Genomic DNA, 20,572 nt, shown 5'->3' with positions numbered 1-20,572 from the left:
TGTCATGCCAGGGCTCGAAGGACATTGCGCACTGCGTCGATGCGGGCGGAGATTTGCTGGTCTTCCTTGATTTCGATCCTGAGCTTGTCCTGTCCGGCCAATTTTACTTGCCTTTGTTTTTGGACGAGTTCGATAATGCGCAGAGGGTCGACATTGGGTTTGGCCGAGAACTGGATCAGCGCCTGTGTTTCGCTGGCATCGATTTTTATGACGCCGAGCGGTTCCGCATTCAGGCGCAGGCGGTGAGTGGCCAGCAAGGTTTGCGCGGCTTCGGGCAGCTTGCCGTAGCGGTCTATCAGTTCTTCCTGGATGGTGATCAGCTCGTCGTCGTGGCTTGCGTGCGCGAGCTTCTTGTACAGGCCCAGGCGGGCATGCACGTCCGGGCAATAGTCGGCCGGCAGCAGGGCGGAGGCATGCAGATTGACTTCGCATGACACGGCAAACGGAGATTCCAGGTCCGGCTCTTCGCCCGCTTTGAGGGCGCGCACGGCGGTATTGAGCATTTCCGAATACATGGAAAAGCCGATTTCATGAATATTGCCGGATTGGGATTCTCCCAGTACCTCACCCGTGCCGCGTATTTCAAGATCGTGCATGGCCAGGTAGAAGCCCGAACCGAGCTCTTCCATGGCCTGTATGGCTTCGAGGCGTTTCTTGGCGCCGCTGGTCATGGCATCTTCGCCGGGAGTGAGCAGGTAGGCATACGCCTGATGGTGCGAACGGCCTACGCGGCCGCGCAGCTGATGCAGTTGCGCCAGTCCGAGGCGGTCGGCGCGATGGATCACGATGGTGTTGGCGGTGGGCACATCGATACCGGTTTCGATAATCGTGGTGCAGAGCAGGACATTGAAGCGCTGCTGATAGAACCCCTTCATCACATCTTCGAGTTCGCGCTCCGGCATCTGGCCGTGAGCCACTGCGATACGCGCCTCGGGCACCAGCTCTTCGAGCTTGGCGCGCCGGTTGTGAATGGTTTCGACTTCGTTGTGCAGGAAATAGACCTGGCCTCCGCGCTTGAGCTCGCGCAGCAGGGCTTCGCGTATGGTGCTGCCGTCTTCGCGACGGACAAAAGTCTTGATGGCCAGGCGCTTTTGCGGCGCGGTGGCGATGACCGAAAAATCGCGAATGCCTTCCAGCGACATGCCCAGGGTACGGGGTATGGGGGTGGCGGTGAGGGTCAGCACATCGACTTCGGCGCGCAAGGCCTTGAGCGCTTCTTTTTGACGCACACCGAAACGATGTTCCTCGTCGATGATCACCAGTCCAAGGCGCTTGAATTTAATGTCTTTGGAAAGAATCTTGTGGGTGCCGATGACGATATCGACATGGCCGGTATTCAATCCTTCAATCGTGGCGCCGACTTCTTTGGGCGAACGGAAACGCGACAGCTCGGCCAGTTTGACGGGCCAGTCCGCGAACCGGTCGGCAAAGGTTTGAGCGTGCTGTTCGGCCAGCAGTGTCGTGGGGCACAAGATAGCGACCTGCTTGCCGTTGAGCACGGCCAGGAACGCGGCTCGCAGCGCCACTTCGGTTTTGCCGAAGCCCACGTCGCCGCATACCAGGCGGTCCATGGGGCGGCCTGAAGTCATGTCTCCGATGACCGCTTCGATGGCCGCGGCCTGGTCGGGAGTTTCTTCGAAACCGAAGCCCTCGACAAACGCCTGATAGTCATGGGCAGGCATTGTGAACGCGTAGCCTTCCCGCGCGGCACGCAGCGCATATAGCGCAAGCAGCTCGGCGGCCGCATCGCGTACCTGCTTTGCGGCCTTGCGGCGCGCCTTGTCCCATTGGCCCGAGCCCAACTGGTGCAAGGGGGCATGGTCGGGATCGGCGCCGCTGTATCGGGAAATAACGTGGAGCTGGGCCACGGGAACATACAAGGTGCTGCCGTTGGCATACTGGAGATGCAGGAACTCCATTTCGCCTTCGCCCAGATCCATGTTCACCAGGCCATGATACCGGCCGATGCCATGCTGCGCGTGAACCACGGGATTGCCTTCACGCAGTTCCGACAGATCGCGCACCATGGCTTCGACGTTGCTGCTGCGCTCCTGCGCCCGCCGTCCGCGCCGCGTGCCGTGCGCCTGGCTGGGATAAAGGTCGTTCTCGGTCAGTAGCGTGATGGATTCGGCAACCAGGCCAAAACCGGTGCTCAGAGGCGCCACCGTCAGCCCAAAGCGGCTTGTGGATTGCAAGAAATCCTGCAGCGATTCGGGCTGGGTTTCCGGCGCGATGCCGAATTCCGCCAGCATTTGCAGCAAAGTTTCGCGGCGGCCGGCCGAGTCGGCGCACAGCGCGACGCGGCCCTGGTTCTGGGCCAGCAGCGCGCGCAGGCGGGCAAGCGGATCGTCGGCTCGCCGTGCGACCGCCACATTGGGAGCCGCGGTGAAATCGGGATGTGCCGAGTCGGCTACCAGGGCCAGGCGCGCAAAGGACTTGAGCCGCGTGTATAGCCCTTCGCCGTCCAGGAAAAGTTCCTTGGGCGCGAGTACCGGCCGTTCACGATCGCTTTTCAGGAACTGATAGCGGCTATGCGTATCCTGGTGAAAGCGTCGTATTGCCTCATCGATATCGCCCAGCGTGACCGTGAGCGTATTCGCCGACAGATAATCGAACAGGGTTGCCGTTTCGTCGAAAAACAAAGGCAGGTAATACTCGACGCCCGCGAAAGGAATGCCATTGCCTATATCTTTATAAGGCGTGGCACGTGAAGGATCGCCTTCGAACACTTCGCGAAACCGGGCGCGGAAGTTGTTCCGTGCCGTTTCATCCATGGGAAATTCACGCCCCGGAAGAAGCTGCACTTCCTTGACCGGATAGACGCTGCGCTGCGTATCGATGTCGAAGCTGCGTATGGATTCGATCTGGTCGTCGAACAGGTCGATGCGATACGGCAGCACCGATCCCATGGGGAACAGGTCGATCAGGCCGCCGCGTATGCAGAACTCGCCTGGCGCCGTGACCTGGGTGACGTGGGTATAGTTGGCCAGCGTCAGTTGGCGGCGCAGGCCCTCTTCGTTCAAGCGGTCGCCCTGTTCGAACGAGAAGGTATACGCGGCCAGGAAGGCCGGCGGAGGCAGGCGGTAAAGCGCGGTGGTGACCGGTACCGTCAGAATATCGACAGTTTCCTGCATCAGGGCATGCAGGGTATGCAGGCGCTCGGAAATCAAGTCCTGGTGCGGTGAAAAGCTGTCGTAGGGCAGTGTCTCCCAGTCGGGTAACTGGCGGATTCGCAGCTCTGGGGCAAAGAGCAGAGTTTCTTCCGCCAGGCGCTGGGCTGCCAGAGGGTTTGCGCACAGGATCACCAGGGTTTGGCGGGAGGCGCGGGCGAGATCGGCCAGCAGCCAGGCGTCGCCGGATCCCGGCGGTGTCGGATGGGCATGCCGCAGCCCCGGCTTCAAGGCCGTGAGCAGTGTTTGGGTGGAGGAAAGCCGGGGAGTAGGGGTAGTATGAGTCGCCATTAGGCTTTCGATTATAAAATCTCTTTCATGACAAAAAAAATTATTGCGATTGTGCCTGCCGCCGGAGTTGGGATGCGGGCGGCCACGGCATCTTCGGCCGAGCCGACGCTTGCCGCCCGAGAGCTACCCAAGCAGTATCGCTTGCTGAAAGGCGAGCCCATGCTGCGCTGGGCGGTCAAGGCCCTGCTGGCGGATCCGCGCATCGAGCAAGTCCGGGTGGCTGTGGCGCCTCATGATACATGGGTGGCGCAAGCTTTGTCGGGCCTGGAGCGTACGGTCTGGCGGCCGTGCGGCGGCCCGAGTCGCGCGGCAACGGTTACAGCGGCTTTGCTCGATGCGGGGCTGGATGATGAGGATTGGGTGCTGGTGCACGATGCGGCGCGCCCCGGCTTGCCCCCCGGGGCGCTGGCCCGCCTGATCGATAGCTGTCTGTCGCAAGGCATAGGGGGGCTTTTGGCGCAGCCTGTTGCCGATACGGTCAAGCAGGGCAGCAGGGTGGTCGAGGCCACTTTGTCGCGCGAGGCTTTGTGGTTGGCCCAGACGCCGCAAATGTTTCAGGCGGCTGGCCTGCGCGAGGCCCTGCTCGCCGCAGACGCCGCGGGCGAGACCATCACCGACGAAGCCTCGGCGCTGGAGCGCATGGGCTATAAGCCGTGCCTGGTGCCAGGTTCGGTGCGCAATTTCAAGGTAACCTGGCCCGAGGATTTTGAATTGATGGAAAAATGGCTGTGAAGGCGGGGCTGTATGCCTTTCGGTTCGTCCGTAGGGGGGCTCTCGTGGCCGTCCGTTTGAGCCGCATTTTAATGGCGGGCTCCAGCAAGAGGAGTCCCTGCGCAGCGGTCAATTGAAGCGGTGAATCGAAGCGATGACAGATTAGATAGCGACATACCCAATGAGGTATCTGCGCCGAGCGCGCTGGAGAGTAATTGATGAATGTTCCGTTCCGAGTAGGCCAGGGGTTCGATGTCCATGCCCTGGTGCCTGATCGCCGTCTGATTATCGGCGGGGTGACGATTCCGCATACGCATGGCTTGCTGGGTCATTCCGATGCCGACGTGTTGCTGCATGCGCTGACCGACGCCTTGCTGGGCGCCGCCGGGCTGGGAGATATCGGGCGTCATTTCCCCGATACGGATCCGGCCTACAAAGGGGCCGACAGCCGTGCTCTGCTGCGGGCGGCGATGGCCAAGGTGCGGGAGGCGGGCTGGGATGTGGTCAATATCGATGCCACCATTCATGCCCAGGCGCCCAAGATGGGTCCGCATGTGGCGGCTATGGCAGCCAATATTGCGGCCGACTTGCAGGCCTCGCCGCAAGTGATCAATATCAAGGCCAAGACAAACGAAGGCCTGGGGCATCTGGGACGCCAGGAGGGAATAGCGGCAACAGTGGTGGTTTTGCTGGCGCAGGCTTGAGGCTGCTGGCCTGCGGAGCGATGCGTCAATAGTGGCGCGGCCCTTTTGGCCGTGCGCTTGGGCAATTCATTAGCGCATTTTTGGTTTGCGTTGTTTATGGCATTCGATGGATGGGGTATTGGTATTTAAAGACGCCGTCTATCGGGGCTTGGGGTCAGGACCGGCACGGCGTGCTTGATCCGGATTTAGCTCGGCAAGGCGGGCGTCGGGCGAACTCACTGCGCCTCGCACACTGCGCGAGGCTCCGTTCAGACAGCGCCCGCCGACTACCCCCGCCTTGCCGAGCTAAATCCGGCGCACGCCTTACGCCGGCCCTGACCCCAAGCCCCGATAGACGGCTCACGTAATGGCATGCCTGGAACTGCATCACGGGATGCCCGGAATTTACGTGCTTGCACCTACCGTTAATGGGCCTGCATCCATAGAACCGTTAACGTGCGTGCACCCGTACCTTTATCGCGTGGCCACTACACCACGATGTGCCAAACCCTGGATTTATTAAGCGCCCGATGCCTCAACGTAGCCTGTGATTGGCTCAACGCGGCTTCCCCAATGCATACCTCGATGCATTGCCTCAACGCAAGCCGCAGGGTGGGCGGTGCTGTGCAGTCCGGCGGTAGTCCAGCGCCGGGTGCTGACGAAGGGAAGGCGGGGGCTGTCGGCGGGCCCTGTTTGAGTGGCGACCCGCAGCGCGGGGCGGCGCGAGTTGGCCCGACGCCCGCCTGGACGAGGCAGACCCGGGCAGTCGGGGTGCGTAGCACCACGACCGCTGGACGTGCCGGACTACACAGCACCGCCCACCCTGCGGCGTCTTTATAGAATTAACCGCCGCCTACACAGCCAACACAGCAACGCACCGTCCAAAGTCATCGCTCAAGCCGGTATAGGCAGTTCAAATTCACACCTCAAGCCCAAAAAAACGGCTCAAAACGAAAGTCGCTGAAGCACATTCAGCGCCATAAAACACTTAAACCAAAATACCCTAGCGGCGTGCAAGCGGTAAATCCGGCGGGCGCATCAACGGCGAGCCCACCAAGAATCCCGGGTTTGCAGTGCCGGTTTATTTCCCTTCGGCGACAAATACCTGGGCCGTCGCGTTGACCACCGAGGCGATGCGCCCTACATCGCGCAATTGCTCGGACGTGAACCCCGCCTTTTTCAGATTCTCGTAGTGCGACTGTACGCAGAAATGGCATTTGCCGATAATCGAAGCGGCCAGGGCGAACAGTTCGAAACGGTTCTTGTCGATACCGCCGTGACTGGCATAGGCGTTCATGCGCAACTGGGCCGGCAGGGTTTTAAGCTGCGGGTCGGCCGACATTTCGACATAGGGATAGTAGGTATTGTTCATGCCCATCAGAGCTGCCGCGGTCAGGACCCCGGTTACGTCCGTTTCGGACAGGCCCGACTTGAAAGCGGCGATCAGGGCAGGGCTACGCGCGGCATAGGCTGCGGCCAGGGCCACTCCCACCGCGTCTTCGGAAGACAGGGTCGAGCGCGCAATAGTGCCGTCCAGATTCAAGCGGACATCTTTGGCCCAATCAGGAATCGATTCTTTGATTGATGCTAGGAATTCCATAGTTTTTACCTATTAAAAAGTTCCGATAAAGCCCGGGCTGGCCGGGCTGGCTTATTGCTGCGATCCTCGCCATTCAGACGCTGGCGCATCAAGCGCCGTGCCCGAATGGCGATTGGCGGCATATTACAGCGTGGCGCCACCAACGCTGCGGTTGCACGGGCAGAGTTCATCTGTTTGCAGGCCGTCGAGCAAGCGCAGGACTTCTTCAGGGTTGCGCCCCACGTTCAGGTTATTGACCGAAACGTGCTGGATGACATTGTCGGGATCGACAATAAAGGTGGCGCGCAGGGCGACGCCTTCTGCTTTGTCGCGGATGCCAAGCTGGTCGACCAGTGCGCCCGTGGTATCGCCAAATTGGTAATGGCCCAATTTGTTGAGGTCGGGGTGCTCGCGGCGCCATGCCAGCTTGACGAATTCGTTGTCGACCGAGCCGCCCATCAGGACCGCGTCGCGATCTTCGAAGTCTTTGGCCAGGTTATTGAAGCCTACGATTTCGGTGGGGCAAACGAAGGTGAAATCTTTCGGGTAAAAGTAAATGACTTTCCATTTACCTGGGAAAGAGCTTTCGGTGATGTCTTCAAATGCCGATACACCGTTTTCTTCGTGGTGGTTGAAGCCGGGTTTCACGCCAGCTACTTTGAAGGGTTCTAGTTTATCGCCTACAGTTTTCATCTGAGCTCCTAATTGGTTAGTGTAAGAAAGGCTTGTGCCCGATGAATGTAATTTTACGCTATTAAACTTTGTTGTCTAATTGAAAATTCCTAATTCGAACTTTAGGTAATTCTATTCTGGCGACCAGGCCGCCGGGCGGTCGTGAAATCAGTTTCAACTGCCCGCCTACTTGGCCAAGCAGCCGCTCCACAATAGCCAGCCCCAGGCCGGCGCCGCTTACCCCGGTACGGGCGGATTCGCCGCGCGAAAAGGGGCGCAGCAGGCGCTGGATGTCCGATTCCGGGATGCCGACGCCCTGGTCCGACACCTCTATGGCCAGAATATTGCCTTCTTCCTGGACGGCGAGCCGGATGTAGGCACGGTCTTCGACAGGAGTGCGGCCATAACGGCGCGCATTTTCGATCAGGTTGCTGACGATGCGCTTCAGGTCGTGGGCGCTGATTTTGGCGTACAGGTCCGGCTCTATGACCGCGGTCAGGAAACTGCCCAGCGATTCGGTATGGCTGCGTTCGCGTTCATACAGATCGTGCAGGACCGCGGAGACGTCGATGCCGCGGTCGGGAACCACGCCCGCGGGACGCGCGTATTCCATCAGTTGCCCTATGCTGTGATCGATTTGCGCGAGATCTTCGTCGATGGATTGACGGGCCTCGTCGCTGACATTGCTCATTTCGATTTCCAGCCGCATCCTCGCCAGAGGCGTACGCAGATCGTGGGAAATGCCGGCCAGCATGATTTCACGGTCGGCTTCCGTTTGCCGCAGGTCGCGCGCCATGCGATTGAAAGCGGTATTCAGGTCGCGAATCTCGAGAGGGCCTTTTTCGGGCAGCGGCGAAGGCGATTCGCCGCGTGCCACCTGCTGGGCCACCTTGGCCAGTTGCGCCAGCGGCCGGTTTACAAAACGCACGCTGACGGCGGCGCCGATCAGCGCCAGCAACAGGGCGGTGGCGCCCCAGCCCAGCCACTCGACCCCCGCGGTCAGGCCGAGCTGTTCGCGATCGAACACCAGCCAGTACTGGTCTTTGTTGATATCGAAGCTGACCCAGATCCCCGGGGTCTTGTTGACGGACCACATGATTTTGGCATTGGAACCCAGCCTGTCCCTGATTTCGGCGGCAACATGATTCCAGTAGTTGGACTCGGGCAGGGGTTCCAGCACATCGCTGGGATCGCGCGGCTGGACCCGCAGGCTTTCCTTGGTGGCGAGATCGAGCAGCAGGGCGGGCCGTACGCTGGTGGGGGCGTACACGAGCGCCGATCGGGTAATACTGACGGCGGTAGTGACCCGCTGGGCCATCTGAGTCGCGCGCGGGCCTTCTTCCATGCTGAAAAAAACCTGCAGCCATGCGCCAAGACTTACCAGCATGAGTGCGGCCAGCAATAAAAATGAGCGGCTGAATAGGCCCAGCCTCAGCCGCGATGTCAGTCTCTTCAGTTTTTTGGTTGGGGGGGCCATCGAAACTTTCCGGCGATCACCAGCCAACCAGAAGTGTATGACGGCGATACGCTGTGTGAATAGTGAGCGGAGCCTTAATGGCCGCCATCAGGAACGAATACATAACCCAGGCCCCAGACCGTTTGAATAAATACCGGTTTGGACGGGTTGGGTTCGACGAGCTTGCGCAAGCGCGAAATCTGCACGTCGAGGCTGCGGTCGAACGCTTCGTACTCGCGACCGCGCGCCAGTTCCATGAGTTTGTCGCGTGAAAGCGGTATTTTGGGATGACGCGCAAACACTTTGAGCACCGAAAATTCGCCCGTGGTGATCGGCACCTGCTCGTTGTTGCGAGTTAAAGTACGGGTGGACAAATTAAGCACATACGGGCCGAATTCGATGGATTCATTTTCCTGGCTGGGGGCGCCCGGATGCTCTTCGGTGCCGCGGCGGCGCAAAATGGCATTGACGCGGGCCAGCAGCTCGCGTGGATTGAAAGGCTTGGAAAGGTAATCGTCGGCGCCCATTTCCAGGCCGACGATACGGTCGATTTCTTCGGCCTTGGCCGTAAGCATGATGATGGGCGTGTTGTCGTGCCCGCCGCGCAGGCGGCGGCATATGGACAGGCCGTCTTCGCCGGGCAGCATCAGATCGAGCACCAGCAGGTCGAAATGCTCGCGCTGCCAGAGCTTGCCCATTTCCTTGGCGTCTTCGGCAACAAATACGTTGAATCCTTGCTCGGACAGATAACGGCGCAGCAGGTCTCTGAGGCGCGGGTCATCGTCGACCACAAGAATTTTGCGAGATAAAGATTGGTTTTGAGTATTCATGGTCGAAAATGTAACAGGGCAAAATAAACCCGCATAGGGGTTAGTAGCAAGATATTACACATTAAGTGTTTCGTAGAAAATCTTTTACATTAGCTACTTGGCAATCGTTAACAGTTAAGTCCGGTATTTGTTCGACTGGCAGCTTTGAGCGGGAGGCTGCGTTTTTTTGGATCTTTTGTCTGATTCATGAAAGTATACTGATATATCCGCTATTTGTGCTTATATTTTTATAAATCCGCTTAAGTGTTATTTTTAGGCGATGCCACTCGCGCCTCCGGCGTTTTGTTCTCGCCAGCCATTGTGCCGGAATGTAATGGCCGGCAGCAGAAGTTTCCCAAGTTTCTTAAAATGCATTTCATGGACTCTCACCTTCTCGCTCTTGAAACGTCTTCCAGCCGCTGTGGAGTGGCTGTGTTGTCTGTGGTGCAAGGGCGCCTGAAGCTGTGTACGGCTGCGCATGACGCCGTCGGCGAGCACGCTGAACGGCTTTTGCCCATGGTCGATCAGTTATTGCTTGAAGCAGGCATAGTCCGGGATCAATTGTCGGCGATAGGCTTTGGACAGGGGCCGGGCGGTTTTACCGGCCTGCGTGTGGCGTGCGGCGTGGCGCAGGGAATGGCTTATGCCCTGGGCTTGCCCGTGGTCCCGGTGGGTTCCTTGCTGGCGGTTGCGGCGCGCGATGGCATGGGTTCCGGTGCCGATCGCGGTGCGATCCGGCTGATCGTCCAGGACGCCCGCATGGGCGAGGTCTACCTAGCGGCTTATCGTCCGTTAATTACCCCTGGTGATAGCGAAGAAACATCCGCCTGGGAGGAACTGCAGGCGCCGATCCTGCTCAATGCCGGCGATGTGGCGCCCTGGCTTGATCAGCATGCCGGCTCATGGGACGGGCAGCCCAGCGTGCCTATCCGCCTTGTCGGCGACGCGCTCGATGCTTATCCCCAACTGGCCGCCCTGGCGTCTTGCGGCACACACAAGGTTTTGCCGGGGCAGCCTTTGCGCCCCGATGCCGAGGCCGTGGCCAGGCTGGCCTACCGGGCCTGGCAGCGCGGCGAAGCGGTGCCGCCCGAACAGGCGGCACCGCTTTACGTGCGCGATAAAGTAGCCTACACCACGCTGGAGCGGGAACATGGTTTGGGCGGTAACCCCAAGGCGCAGCAGGTCGCGGCCGCAGGCTCCGGGCGCAGCTCGCCTGTGTCGATCTGCACAATGACTGCGGAGCATCTGGATGAGGTGCTCAAGATCGAGCGCGCCGTCCAGTCCTTTCCCTGGACTCGAGGCAATTTCTCCGATGCCCTGCAAGCGGGTTACGGTGCGTGGGTTGCGTGTCGGGACAATATCGTTCTTGGCGCCTGCCTGGCCATGTTTGCCCCGGACGCCGCCCACCTGTTGCTGATTGCGGTGTCGCCGGATGCGCAGCGGCAGGGGGTGGGAGCGCAGCTCCTGCAACAGTGCGAGCGCGCTGCGCTGGAGCACAGTCTGAAAGCAGTGCTGCTCGAAGTCCGGCCTTCAAACGGCAAGGCCCTGGATTTTTACCGGCATCGGGGGTTCGAACGTCTTGGAGTGCGCAAGAATTATTATCCCACTGGCCGGGACGAGCGCGAAGATGCCTGGGTTCTGGAAAAGAAACTGGGCCATATCGAGGCAAACCATGATTGAAGAATCGTCATCGGCCGAACCCAGGCTCAGCTCGATGCAAATGGCCTGGCTGCAGGAAATGGGTATCGACCGGCAGTTGCTGGCGCGTTTTCGGCGTAGCGCCGAAATCACTGCGGCGGCGCGGTCCACGGCCGGCGAGCGCGTGTCGCACGATGTGTCACCCATGGCGGCGCCGCCGCTTGTCGATCCGCCCACTCTGGTGCCGACCCGTACCTTGCTTAAAGTACCCGGGCATCCCGGACGGGATGCGTCCTCGATTGCCGTGGCGGAGGCAGGCACCGGCGCCGGTCCTCGCGCTGTTGCACACGACTGGGCGGCGTTGCAGATTCAGGTTGCGAATTGTGAAGCCTGTTCCCTGTGTACCAATCGACGTCAGGCCGTGTTTGGGGCCGGGGTCGCCGATTCGCCTGCCTGGATGGTCATAGGCGAGGCGCCGGGCGAACAGGATGATCGGGACGGGCGGCCGTTTCAGGGCAGAGCGGGCATCCTGCTTGGGGCGATGCTGGCTGCGGCTGGGGTAGATGCCGAGGCACAGGTGTTTTATGCGAATCTAGTCAAATGCAGACCATTGGGCAACCGGACTCCTCGGCTGGATGAAGTGAATGCGTGCCTGCCTTATCTGCAGCGGCAGATTGCATTGCTGAAGCCGCAGCGCATTCTTGTGCTGGGCAAGCTTGCCGCGCAAGCCCTGGTGGGCAAGGATGACGATTTTGAATCATTGCGGGGCACGGTGCACGTTTTCCGCAGCGAGACGGGCGTCGACATACCTCTCGTGGCCACGTATCATCCGGCGTTCCTGTTATCGCGGCCGCAGCACAAAGCCCATGCCTGGCGCGATTTGAGCCTGGCGAGATCCTGTCTGGTTTCGCAATGAATGGCGGCGGAATGGGGTTTTCGGGGTGGGCCTTGTGCCTGCTCTAGCCAGAGCGTTTTTGGCTCGAGTGTTTGCGGCATTCTTCGATGGATTGATAGCTTTGGTATTTGAAGACGCCGTCTATCGGGGCTAGGGTCAGGGCCGGCACGGCGTGCTTGATCCGGATCTACCTCGTCCAGGCGGGCGTCGGGCCAAACTCGCTACGCCGCTGGCGCGGCTACGCTCAAACATGGCCCGCCGAAGGCCCCCGCCTTCCCTACGGTAGCATCCGGCGCACGCCTTACGCCGGTCCTGACCCTAGCCCCGATAGACGGCTCACGTAATGGCCTGCCTGGAACTGCATCACGGGATGTTCGGAATTTACGTGCTTGCACCTACCGTTAATGGGCCTGCACCCATAGAACCGTTAACGTGCCCGCACTCATGCCTCCATCACGTGGCCGTATCTACTTCGATTGACTTCTTGATGGATTGACGACTCGATTGACTAAACGCCCGCCGCCTCAACGTATCCCGTGATTGGCTAAACGCCGCTTCCCCAACATATACCTCGATGCATTGCCTCAACGCAAGCCGCAGGGTGGGCGGTGCTGTGTAGTCCGGCGGTAGTCCAGCGCCGGGTGCAATGGAATGGACGCCCCTTCTCGAACCGGCATCATTGTGCCAAAGTGAAGGGGTTACTAACTCATTCACTGCTATCGGAAGGAGCATCCATCATGAAGATTACAACGATTGGTCTTGATTTAGCAAAGTCCGTGTTTCAAGTTCACGGCGTGAATGCGCAAGGCCATACCGTCTTGACCCGGCAACTACGCCGCGAGCAGCTCAGCGCCTTCTTTGCGAAGCTGACACCGTGCCTCATCGGCATGGAGGCCTGCGCGAGCGCCCACCACTGGGCGCGGCTGCTGCGCGACCAGGGCCACGACGTGCGGCTGATCGCCGCGCAGTTCGTCAAACCTTACGTTAAATCCAACAAGAACGATGCCGCCGATGCGCAGGCGATCTGCGAGGCCGTCACCCGGCCCTCCATGCGCTTTGTCGCCATCAAATCGGTCGAGCAACAAGCGGTACTGAGCCTACACCGGGCCCGTGAAGGCTTCGTCAAGGCGCGCAGCGCCGCGGCCAATCAGATCCGCGGCCTGCTGGCCGAGTTCGGGTTGATCCTGCCCCAAGGCATCGCTCACGTCACCCGGCGGGTGCCGGCGTTGCTTGAGTCCGCGCTGGCGCGCCTGCCTGGCCCTTTCGTGGAACTCATCCGTACGCTGGTTGAACACCTGCGCGCGCTCGATACGCAGGTCCAGGCCCTGGAGCGATCGATCGTGCACGGGCATCGTGCCAATCCGGTCAGCCAGCGGTTAGCGCAGTTGCCCGGAATCGGGCCGATTACGGCCAGCGCCCTGGCCGCCAGCGTGGGCGATCCGCGGCTCTTTAAAAATGGCCGGCAACTGGCCGCCTGGCTAGGTTTGGTGCCGCGCCAGCACTCCAGCGGGGGCAAGGCCACGCTGCTGGGGATCAGCAAGCGCGGCGATGGGTACCTGCGCAAGCTCCTGCTCTTGGGCGCGCAGTCGGTGCTGATCCGAGCGCGCGCCCAGGCCGATCGAACGACCTGGCTAGGCCAACTGCTTGTGCGCCGCCCGCTCAATGTGGTGGCCATCGCGCTGGCCAATAAAAATGCGCGCATCGCCTGGGCTCTGATGGCGTACGACACGCCCTACGACCCTGGGCATACGCTGAGCCGGGCCCGCTAGGGTCTACGGCACGCGTACCGAGCTCGGGGCCAACCCGGCAGCGCCTCACCACCGTTTATCCCTTTTAACGTAGGACACCACCGCACCGATTGCTTGAAGCACTTTTAGCCGTAATGGCCACTTAGGTCAGACCAGGACCAGTCAAACCCGATTCGTCAGCCGCACATCAAAGTGCTTGGGTGCTAAGGGGAGCCGGTCAGCACAACCCATTAGGGGCCGTGACACGCGTGTCACCTCGTCAAGCCCGGATGTACTGCTGCAATCAACACCTAAGAAACCGGAAGGGCAAAAAAGGGCTAGGCAAATTAGGGGCGTCCATGTACTGACGAAGGGAAGGCGGGGGGTGTCGGCGGGCGCTGTCTGAGCCCGGCCTCGCGAGGCCGGGCGAGTTCGCCCGACGCCCGCCTGGACGAGGCAGACCCGGGCAGTCGGGGTGCGTAGCACCACGACCGCTGGACGTGCCGGACTACACAGCACCGCCCACCCTGCGGCGTCTTTATAGAATCAACCGCCGCCCACACAGCCAACACAGCAACGCACAGCCCAAAGCCATCGCTCAAGCCGGTATAGGCAGTTCAAATTCACACCTCAAGCCTAAAAAAACGGCTCAAAACAAAAGTCACAGAAACACGTTCAGCGCCGTAACCATTTAATCAAAAATACTCTAATGCAAGGCCTGGCCATGGCCGTATTGGCCGATTTTGTTCTCCAGGCTCGGATCGGCCCGGTGATTGCGACGATTCCAGCGCATAAAGACCAGCATCAGGCTTGCCACCAGCAGGCCGAAAATCACGATAATGATATTGATGGGCAGGTTCAGCCATAGCATCAGGCTATAGATGGCCAGCATCAGCAGAATATTCAGTTGTTCGTTGAAGTTTTGCACGGCAATCGAATGGCCGGCCGACAGCAGGACGTGGCCTCGATGCTGCAGCAGCGCATTCATGGGCACGACAAAGAATCCCGATAAGCCCCCTATCAGCAGCAAGACGCAATAAACCGCCCAGGTCTGGTGCACCAGCGGCATCAGCAGCACGGCCAGACCCATGACAATGCCTACGGGAAGTACCGATAAGGCACGCTTGAGCGGAACACGCCCGGCCACCACCGAGCCGACCACGGTTCCTACGGCGGCCACGCCCATCAGAATGGATGCCTGATCCAGCCGGTACCCTAGATGGCGCGCGCCCCATTCGATTACGATGAATTGCAGCGTTGCCCCCGCTCCCCAGAACAATGTCGTGACAGCCAGCGAGATCTGCCCGAGCTTGTCGCTCCACAAGATGCGCACATAGCCTTTGAAGGTGCGGATAAGCTGCAGCGGATGGGTTTGCTGCTTGGGGTAGGTGACCATGGTGCGCGGAATCAACAGGGTGCAGACCGCCGCAAAAAAGTACACCACGCCGATCAGCAGAATGGCCGCTTCGGCCCGGGTATGCACCAGATGCTGGATCCAGTTGTACTCGAGCAGCGCTTTGGATACGACAGGGTTGATCAGGACTCCGCCCAGCACCGTTCCGATAATAATCGACAGGACGGTCAACCCTTCTATCCAGCTATTGCCCTTGACCAGCAGGTCGGGCGGCAGCATTTCGGTGACAATGCCGTACTTGGCGGGCGAGTAGGCGGCCGCGCCAATGCCCACCAGCGTATAGGCGCAAAAAACCAGTATCAGTTGCGCTGTCGGGTCCGGGCCGAAGCCCTTGTAGCAGAACATCAGGATGCAGCCGAGTATCTTGATGGCGTTGGTGGCGAACATCACCCGGCCTTTGGGGAAGGAATCGGCGAATGCGCCCACGAAGGCGGCCAGCGCCACGTAGGCCAGGGCGAACCACCATTTCATCATAGGCGCCATCCAGTCCGGCCCGTGCAAATCGCTAATAAGCGCTATGGCGGCGATTAGCAGCGCGTTATCGGCGACAGACGATAACGCTTGGGCTGTCATGACCAGATAAAAGCCTTTTTTCAATCGGATGTCTCGGTAGAGTTAGTCAATGAAGCAAGATCCGGCTGTCTTCGGCAGCCTGGACGGGCGCTCAAGCTTATGCCAAATTTCAAAAAAAATGAAATCAAACTACAAAAATTGTTAGCGAGTATAGCGTTAGCGCCTGATTCGGTTCGGATTTTGTGCCGCTGGCCGCTATTTAGCTGCGGATCAATTCGCGGGTGCGTTATCATACGGAACAGTTGCATGTCTGGATTTTCGGCCCGGTTCCTGGGCCGTTTTCATAGCCGCACAGAGGCAGTAATGTGTTGCGGTCCCATCGGTCTTTTTTTGTGCCTCGTCTATTGTGCGTTTGACCCAGATTAAACTTGCCGGTTTTAAATCCTTTGTCGAGCCGACAACCATTCCCACGCCCAGCCAATTGGTTGGAGTGGTGGGTCCCAACGGTTGCGGCAAGTCGAATATTATCGATGCCGTACGCTGGGTGCTGGGTGAGTCCAAGGCGTCGGAATTGCGTGGCGAATCCATGCAGGACGTCATTTTCAACGGCTCGGGCAATCGCAAGCCGTCGGCCAGAGCCTCGGTCGAGCTGGTGTTCGACAATTCCGAAGGGCGTGTGGCCGGGCAATGGGGCACTTATGCCGAAATTGCCGTACGGCGGGTCCTGACGCGCGACGGCACCAGCAGCTATTTCGTCAACGGCCAGCAGGTGCGCCGGCGCGATATCCACGACATTTTCCTGGGCACAGGGCTGGGCACCCGGGGTTACGCCATTATCGGCCAGGGCATGATCAATCGCCTGATCGAGGCGCGGCCTGAAGAATTACGGGTTTTCCTGGAAGAGGCCGCCGGCGTATCGCGTTACAAAGAGCGGCGCCGCGAAACCGAAAACCGCCTCGGCGACACTCGTGAAAACCTGACTCGCGTCGACGACATCATGCGCGAACTGGGTTCGCAGCTTGAAAAACTCGAAACTCAGGCCGAGGTGGCGCAGCAATATCGCGCTCTGCAGGAAGAGGGCGAACAGAAGCAATATGCTTTGTGGCTGCTGAAGGAAGAAAGCGCCGATGCCGACAAACAGAAGAAATTGCTGGCGATTGCGCAGGCGCAAACCGAACTCGACGCGGCGCTGGCAGGTTTGAGGGCCGGCGAGTCGGCGCTCGAATCGCGCCGCCAGGCCCACTATGCGGCCGGAGACGCCGTCCACGCGGCCCAGGGCCTGTTGTTCGAAGCGGGCGCCCAGGTCAGCCGGCTCGAGGCCGAAATACGCCATGTGGTCGATTCGCGCAATCGTCTGCAGTCGCGCCGTATACAGTTGCAGGAGCAAATCCAGGAGTGGGGCGACCAGCAGACTCATTGCTCTGAACAGATCGCCCAGGCCGAGGCCGACCTTGAATCGAATGCCGTGCGTACCGAAGAGGCTCGGGCCCGGGTCGACGAAGCACAGGAACATCTGCCTGAAATCGAGTCGCGGGTACGCGGAGCGGCGGCCTCGCGCGATGAAATGCGCAGCGTGCTGGCGCGGGTCGAGCAAAGCCTGGCCCTGGCGGCCCAGACTCAGCGCGACGCGGATCGCCAGCTGCAGGCCCTCGAGCTGCGTCACGAGCGCCTGACCCAGGAAATGCGCGAACTCAATGCCCCCGACCCGGCAAAGCTCGAGCAACTGGCGGGCGAGCACAGGGTCATGGACGAGCAGGTACAGGAAGCGCAGGCCCAATTGCTGGAGCTTGAAGAGCGTCTGCCCGAACTCGACGAAGCGCGCGGCGCGGCACATGCCGCATCCCGCGAAGAAACCCAGGGCCTGGCGCGGCTCGAGGCGCGTCAGGCGGCGCTCAGCAAATTGCAGGAAGACGTGCAGGGGCAGGGGGCGCTGCAGCCCTGGCTGGCCAAGCACGAGCTGTCCAGCCTGGGGCGCTTGTGGCAGAAGCTGCAAATTGAATCGGGCTGGGAAACGGCGCTTGAAGCTGTGCTGCGCGAGCGCATGGCCGCGCTCGAAGTGCGCCAGCTCGAGCATGCGCGGGCGTTTGCCGCCGATGCGCCGCCGGCGCGCCTGGCGTTTTACCAAGTGCCGCCCGCGGCGCCCGGCCCGGCCGCCGTTTCGGGGCTGACGCCGCTGGCGTCCTTGCTGCGCATCACCGATCCCGATTTACGCACGCTGCTTCACGACTGGCTGCGCGACGTGTACGTGGGCAGCGATTTGCACAAGTGCCTGTCGCAGCGCGCCGATTTGCCCCAGGGTGGCGTTTATGTGGTGAAAGAGGGGCATCTCATCGATTGCCACAGCGTCCGGTTCTATGCGCCTGATTCCGAGCAGGCCGGCATGCTGGCGCGGCAGCAGGAAATCGAGAACCTGCAGCGTGAAATCAAGGCCCGGCAATTGATCGCCGACCAGGCCCTGAATGCCGTGGCGCGCGCCGAAACGGCCTGGCAGCAGGTTTCGCAAGCCATGGCTCCGGCCCGGCTGCGCGTCGCCGAACTGACCCGGCGCCTGCACGATGTACAACTCGAACACTCCCGTCTGCAGCAGCTTGCGCAGCAGTCAGGCGAGCGCGCGGCGCGCATCCGCGAAGATTTGGCCGAAATCGCTTTGCAGCAGGAAGAGCTGCGCGCCGGCAAAGAAGAGGCCGAAGCGCGCTTTGAAACGCTGGATGTCGAATTGGGCGAACATCAATCGGCATTTTCCGATGCCGAAATGTCCGGTGAAGATCTGGCGCGCCAGGCCGATCAGGCGCGCCAGCACCTGCGCGAACTGGAACGCGCCGTGCAGGAGTCCGAGTTCGCCGAGCGCGCATTGCAGACACGCATTGCCGATCTCAAGCGTAATTTGCAGTTGGCGGCGGACCAGTCGCGACGCGCCTCGGACGAACTCGAAGGCCTGCAGGGCGAACTCTTCGAGCTGGATGCGTCCGCATCTCAGGCCGGCTTGCAGGAAGCGCTGGAACAGCGCGCCGGACGCGAAGAAGCCTTGAATCTTGCGCGTATCGAACTGGATAATCTGGCGGCCTTGCTGCGCACCGCCGATGAAGAGCGGGTAACACTCGAGCGCTCGCTCGAGCCGCTGCGTGCGCGCATTACCGAATTGCAGTTGCAGGAACAGGCAGCGCGGTTGTCGCTTGAACAGTTTGCCGAGCAGCTCGATGCGCAAGAGGTCGATCGCGAGCAATTACGGGCCAGCCTGGCCGACCGCTCCGAAGAGTGGCGGCGGCCCAATTGGCTGCAGTCCGAGGTGCAGAGGATTTCGCGCCAGGTCGAAAGCCTGGGTTCGGTCAACCTGGCGGCGCTCGACGAGCTCACCGCCTCGCGCGAGCGCAAGAGCTTTCTCGATTCGCAGTACCAGGATCTGCAGACCGCCATTGAAACGCTCGAAGACGCCATCCGCAAAATCGATCGTGAAACCCGGGAACTGCTGCAGGAAACCTTCAATACGGTCAACACCCATTTCGGCGAGCTGTTTCCGCGCCTGTTCGGCGGCGGCGAGGCCCGGCTTTCGATTACAGGCGACGAAATCCTCGACGCCGGGGTACAGGTCATGGCTCAGCCGCCGGGCAAGCGCAACAGCACGATCCATCTGCTGTCGGGCGGCGAAAAAGCCCTCACGGCCACCGCGCTGGTATTCGCCTTGTTCAAGCTCAATCCGGCCCCATTTTGCCTGCTCGATGAGGTCGATGCGCCGCTCGACGACGCAAACACCGAACGCTATGCCAATCTGGTTAGTAACATGAGCGAACAAACCCAGTTTTTATTTATTTCCCACAATAAAATTGCCATGCAAATGGCGAAACAGCTGGTGGGTGTGACTATGCAGGAGCAGGGTGTTTCCCGAATTGTTGCCGTGGATATCGAATCGGCTCTACAGTTGGCTGAGGTATAACGGTGCTGGTGGTTAACGTAAAGTGTGGCGACGGGGCTAAAAATGAGTGATTTGCAAATCGGACTGATCTCCCTGGGCGTGGTGCTGATCCTGGTCGTGGTGGTGTTCAACTGGTGGCAAGACCGCCGCGTCCGGCAAAAAATGCAAGAGCATTTTCCTGAAACCGAGGCGGATCCCCTGATGGGAGGAGCGGCGCAGGCCGCCGGACGCCGCGAACCGGGTTTCGGCCTGCATACAGTCAACGATGAGCCTGTCCACGACACCCCGCCCGATGACGAGGCCGAGGTCGACCCGACCTGCGAAGTCGTAATCGATATCAATTTTCATCAGGCTGTGCCCAGCGATCAGCTCTATGCGGCGATTCAGGCGATACGCAGAGTAGGCAACAAGCCCGTGCGTATTTTTGCCGAGTGCGACGCGGGCGGGCACCGGGCGCGCCTGCGCCCCGGGGAGTCCTATGCGTCCATGCAATTGGCCGTGCTGCTGGCCAATCGCGGGGGGCCTCTGAGCGATATCGAATGGTCGCACTTGTGGACGATTGCACAAAGCCTGGCCGAGCGGTTCGATGGTTCGGTGGAAGGGCCCGAACAGGCCCTGGTCATGGCGCGCGCCAAACAGCTCGACGAGCTTTGCGCGGGCCTTGATGCCCAGGTCGGCCTGGCCCTGCGTCTGGGCGGCACCAAGCCTGTTCCTCAAGTGGTTCAGGTGGTAAAGGATGCCGGGTTTTTGGTGCACGGCAAACAACTGGCCTGGATGTCCGAGTCCGGTGTACCCCGTTTTACGCTGTTGTTCGATGGCGTGCATGCCGACGAGGTTCAATCGGCCGGTGTGGACCGGATCGATTTGCTGCTCGATTTGCCCAATAGCCCGGCCGACGAGCAGGCATTCAGCCGTATGGTAAGCGTGGGCCGCGACTTGTCCGGCCGTTTGCACGCGGTGTTGGTCGACGATCAGGGGCGGCCGGTGGCCGAAGGCTCCGACCACGCCATCGACGAACAGTTGCTCGAGATGTACCGCAAGCTTGAGCAAGCAGGCTTTCCGGCCGGCGCGGAGCGCACGGTCAGGGTGTTTTCGTGACGGCCG

The 20,572-nt window shown here is 60.5% G+C and carries 13 protein-coding genes; 7 read left to right on the top strand and 6 right to left on the bottom strand.

Annotation, left to right across the window (positions count from 1 at the left end; all coding sequences use genetic code 11):
* Positions 1-2: 2 nt before the first annotated feature.
* A complete protein-coding gene (gene mfd / locus LSG25_RS09710) occupies positions 3-3,461 on the bottom strand; it encodes a transcription-repair coupling factor (RefSeq protein WP_232744442.1) in 3,459 nt (1,152 codons plus the stop codon).
* A gap of 27 nt (positions 3,462-3,488) precedes the next feature.
* Between mfd and ispD the strand changes: the two genes are divergently transcribed.
* Both ispD and ispF read left to right on the top strand, forming a co-directional pair.
* On the top strand, positions 3,489-4,193 hold the full coding sequence (gene ispD / locus LSG25_RS09705) for a 2-C-methyl-D-erythritol 4-phosphate cytidylyltransferase (protein WP_232744441.1): 705 nt from the start codon (positions 3,489-3,491) through the stop codon (positions 4,191-4,193).
* A gap of 197 nt (positions 4,194-4,390) precedes the next feature.
* A complete protein-coding gene (gene ispF / locus LSG25_RS09700) occupies positions 4,391-4,876 on the top strand; it encodes a 2-C-methyl-D-erythritol 2,4-cyclodiphosphate synthase (protein ID WP_232744440.1) in 486 nt (161 codons plus the stop codon).
* Between the two features lie 1,060 nt (positions 4,877-5,936).
* Here ispF and LSG25_RS09695 read toward each other — a convergent pair.
* From LSG25_RS09695 to ompR, 4 genes are all read right to left on the bottom strand, one after another.
* Positions 5,937-6,455 (bottom strand): carboxymuconolactone decarboxylase family protein, encoded by a 519-nt coding sequence (locus tag LSG25_RS09695; RefSeq protein ID WP_232744439.1) that lies wholly within the window; start codon positions 6,453-6,455, stop codon positions 5,937-5,939.
* Between the two features lie 123 nt (positions 6,456-6,578).
* Positions 6,579-7,127, bottom strand: coding sequence for a peroxiredoxin (locus tag LSG25_RS09690; protein ID WP_232744438.1), 549 nt, complete (start codon positions 7,125-7,127; stop codon positions 6,579-6,581).
* Between the two features lie 61 nt (positions 7,128-7,188).
* Positions 7,189-8,583 carry a sensor histidine kinase gene (locus tag LSG25_RS09685; RefSeq protein ID WP_232744437.1) on the bottom strand — a complete coding sequence of 465 codons (1,395 nt, stop codon included), beginning with the start codon at positions 8,581-8,583 and terminating at the stop codon, positions 7,189-7,191.
* Between the two features lie 74 nt (positions 8,584-8,657).
* Positions 8,658-9,392 carry a two-component system response regulator OmpR gene (ompR, locus tag LSG25_RS09680; protein ID WP_232744436.1) on the bottom strand — a complete coding sequence of 245 codons (735 nt, stop codon included), beginning with the start codon at positions 9,390-9,392 and terminating at the stop codon, positions 8,658-8,660.
* A 357-nt stretch (positions 9,393-9,749) separates the two neighbouring features.
* Here ompR and tsaB point away from each other — a divergent pair, with 357 nt between their 5' ends.
* The 3 genes from tsaB (at position 9,750) to LSG25_RS09665 (ending at position 13,673) form a co-directional block, all read left to right on the top strand.
* Positions 9,750-11,051, top strand: coding sequence for a tRNA (adenosine(37)-N6)-threonylcarbamoyltransferase complex dimerization subunit type 1 TsaB (tsaB, locus tag LSG25_RS09675; protein ID WP_232744435.1), 1,302 nt, complete (start codon positions 9,750-9,752; stop codon positions 11,049-11,051).
* Complete coding sequence (locus LSG25_RS09670) at positions 11,044-11,925, top strand: uracil-DNA glycosylase (RefSeq protein ID WP_232744434.1); 882 nt, start codon at positions 11,044-11,046, stop codon at positions 11,923-11,925. The genes tsaB and LSG25_RS09670 overlap by 8 nt, the downstream gene beginning before the upstream one ends.
* Positions 11,926-12,641: 716 nt before the next feature.
* Entirely contained in the window at positions 12,642-13,673 is a 1,032-nt protein-coding gene (locus tag LSG25_RS09665) for an IS110 family transposase (RefSeq protein ID WP_232740868.1), read from the top strand.
* 664 nt (positions 13,674-14,337) lie between these two features.
* On the opposite strand, the gene lplT is transcribed toward LSG25_RS09665, so the two are convergent.
* Positions 14,338-15,642: a lysophospholipid transporter LplT gene (lplT, locus tag LSG25_RS09660; RefSeq protein WP_232744433.1), complete on the bottom strand. Its 1,305-nt coding sequence runs from the start codon at positions 15,640-15,642 to the stop codon at positions 14,338-14,340.
* A 322-nt stretch (positions 15,643-15,964) separates the two neighbouring features.
* Between lplT and smc the strand changes: the two genes are divergently transcribed.
* A complete protein-coding gene (smc, locus tag LSG25_RS09655; protein WP_232744432.1) occupies positions 15,965-19,489 on the top strand; it encodes a chromosome segregation protein SMC in 3,525 nt (1,174 codons plus the stop codon).
* Between the two features lie 42 nt (positions 19,490-19,531).
* Entirely contained in the window at positions 19,532-20,566 is a 1,035-nt protein-coding gene (locus tag LSG25_RS09650; RefSeq protein WP_232744431.1) for a cell division protein ZipA C-terminal FtsZ-binding domain-containing protein, read from the top strand.
* Positions 20,567-20,572 lie beyond the last annotated feature (6 nt).

Origin of the sequence: Paralcaligenes sp. KSB-10 (assembly GCF_021266465.1) — a bacterium.
GTDB lineage: Bacteria > Pseudomonadota > Gammaproteobacteria > Burkholderiales > Burkholderiaceae_B.
This window is presented reverse-complemented; position numbering and strand designations above follow the sequence as displayed.

Excerpts from the sequence above, each read along its gene's own strand:
- mfd (WP_232744442.1), bottom strand. The coding sequence starts at position 3,461 with ATGGCGACTCATACTACCCCTACTCCCCGGCTTTCCTCCACCCAAACA.
- ispD (WP_232744441.1), top strand. The coding sequence starts at position 3,489 with ATGACAAAAAAAATTATTGCGATTGTGCCTGCCGCCGGAGTTGGGATG.
- ispF (WP_232744440.1), top strand. The coding sequence starts at position 4,391 with ATGAATGTTCCGTTCCGAGTAGGCCAGGGGTTCGATGTCCATGCCCTG.
- LSG25_RS09695 (WP_232744439.1), bottom strand. The coding sequence starts at position 6,455 with ATGGAATTCCTAGCATCAATCAAAGAATCGATTCCTGATTGGGCCAAA.
- LSG25_RS09690 (WP_232744438.1), bottom strand. The coding sequence starts at position 7,127 with ATGAAAACTGTAGGCGATAAACTAGAACCCTTCAAAGTAGCTGGCGTG.
- LSG25_RS09685 (WP_232744437.1), bottom strand. The coding sequence starts at position 8,583 with ATGGCCCCCCCAACCAAAAAACTGAAGAGACTGACATCGCGGCTGAGG.
- ompR (WP_232744436.1), bottom strand. The coding sequence starts at position 9,392 with ATGAATACTCAAAACCAATCTTTATCTCGCAAAATTCTTGTGGTCGAC.
- tsaB (WP_232744435.1), top strand. The coding sequence starts at position 9,750 with ATGGACTCTCACCTTCTCGCTCTTGAAACGTCTTCCAGCCGCTGTGGA.
- LSG25_RS09670 (WP_232744434.1), top strand. The coding sequence starts at position 11,044 with ATGATTGAAGAATCGTCATCGGCCGAACCCAGGCTCAGCTCGATGCAA.
- LSG25_RS09665 (WP_232740868.1), top strand. The coding sequence starts at position 12,642 with ATGAAGATTACAACGATTGGTCTTGATTTAGCAAAGTCCGTGTTTCAA.
- LSG25_RS09650 (WP_232744431.1), top strand. The coding sequence starts at position 19,532 with ATGAGTGATTTGCAAATCGGACTGATCTCCCTGGGCGTGGTGCTGATC.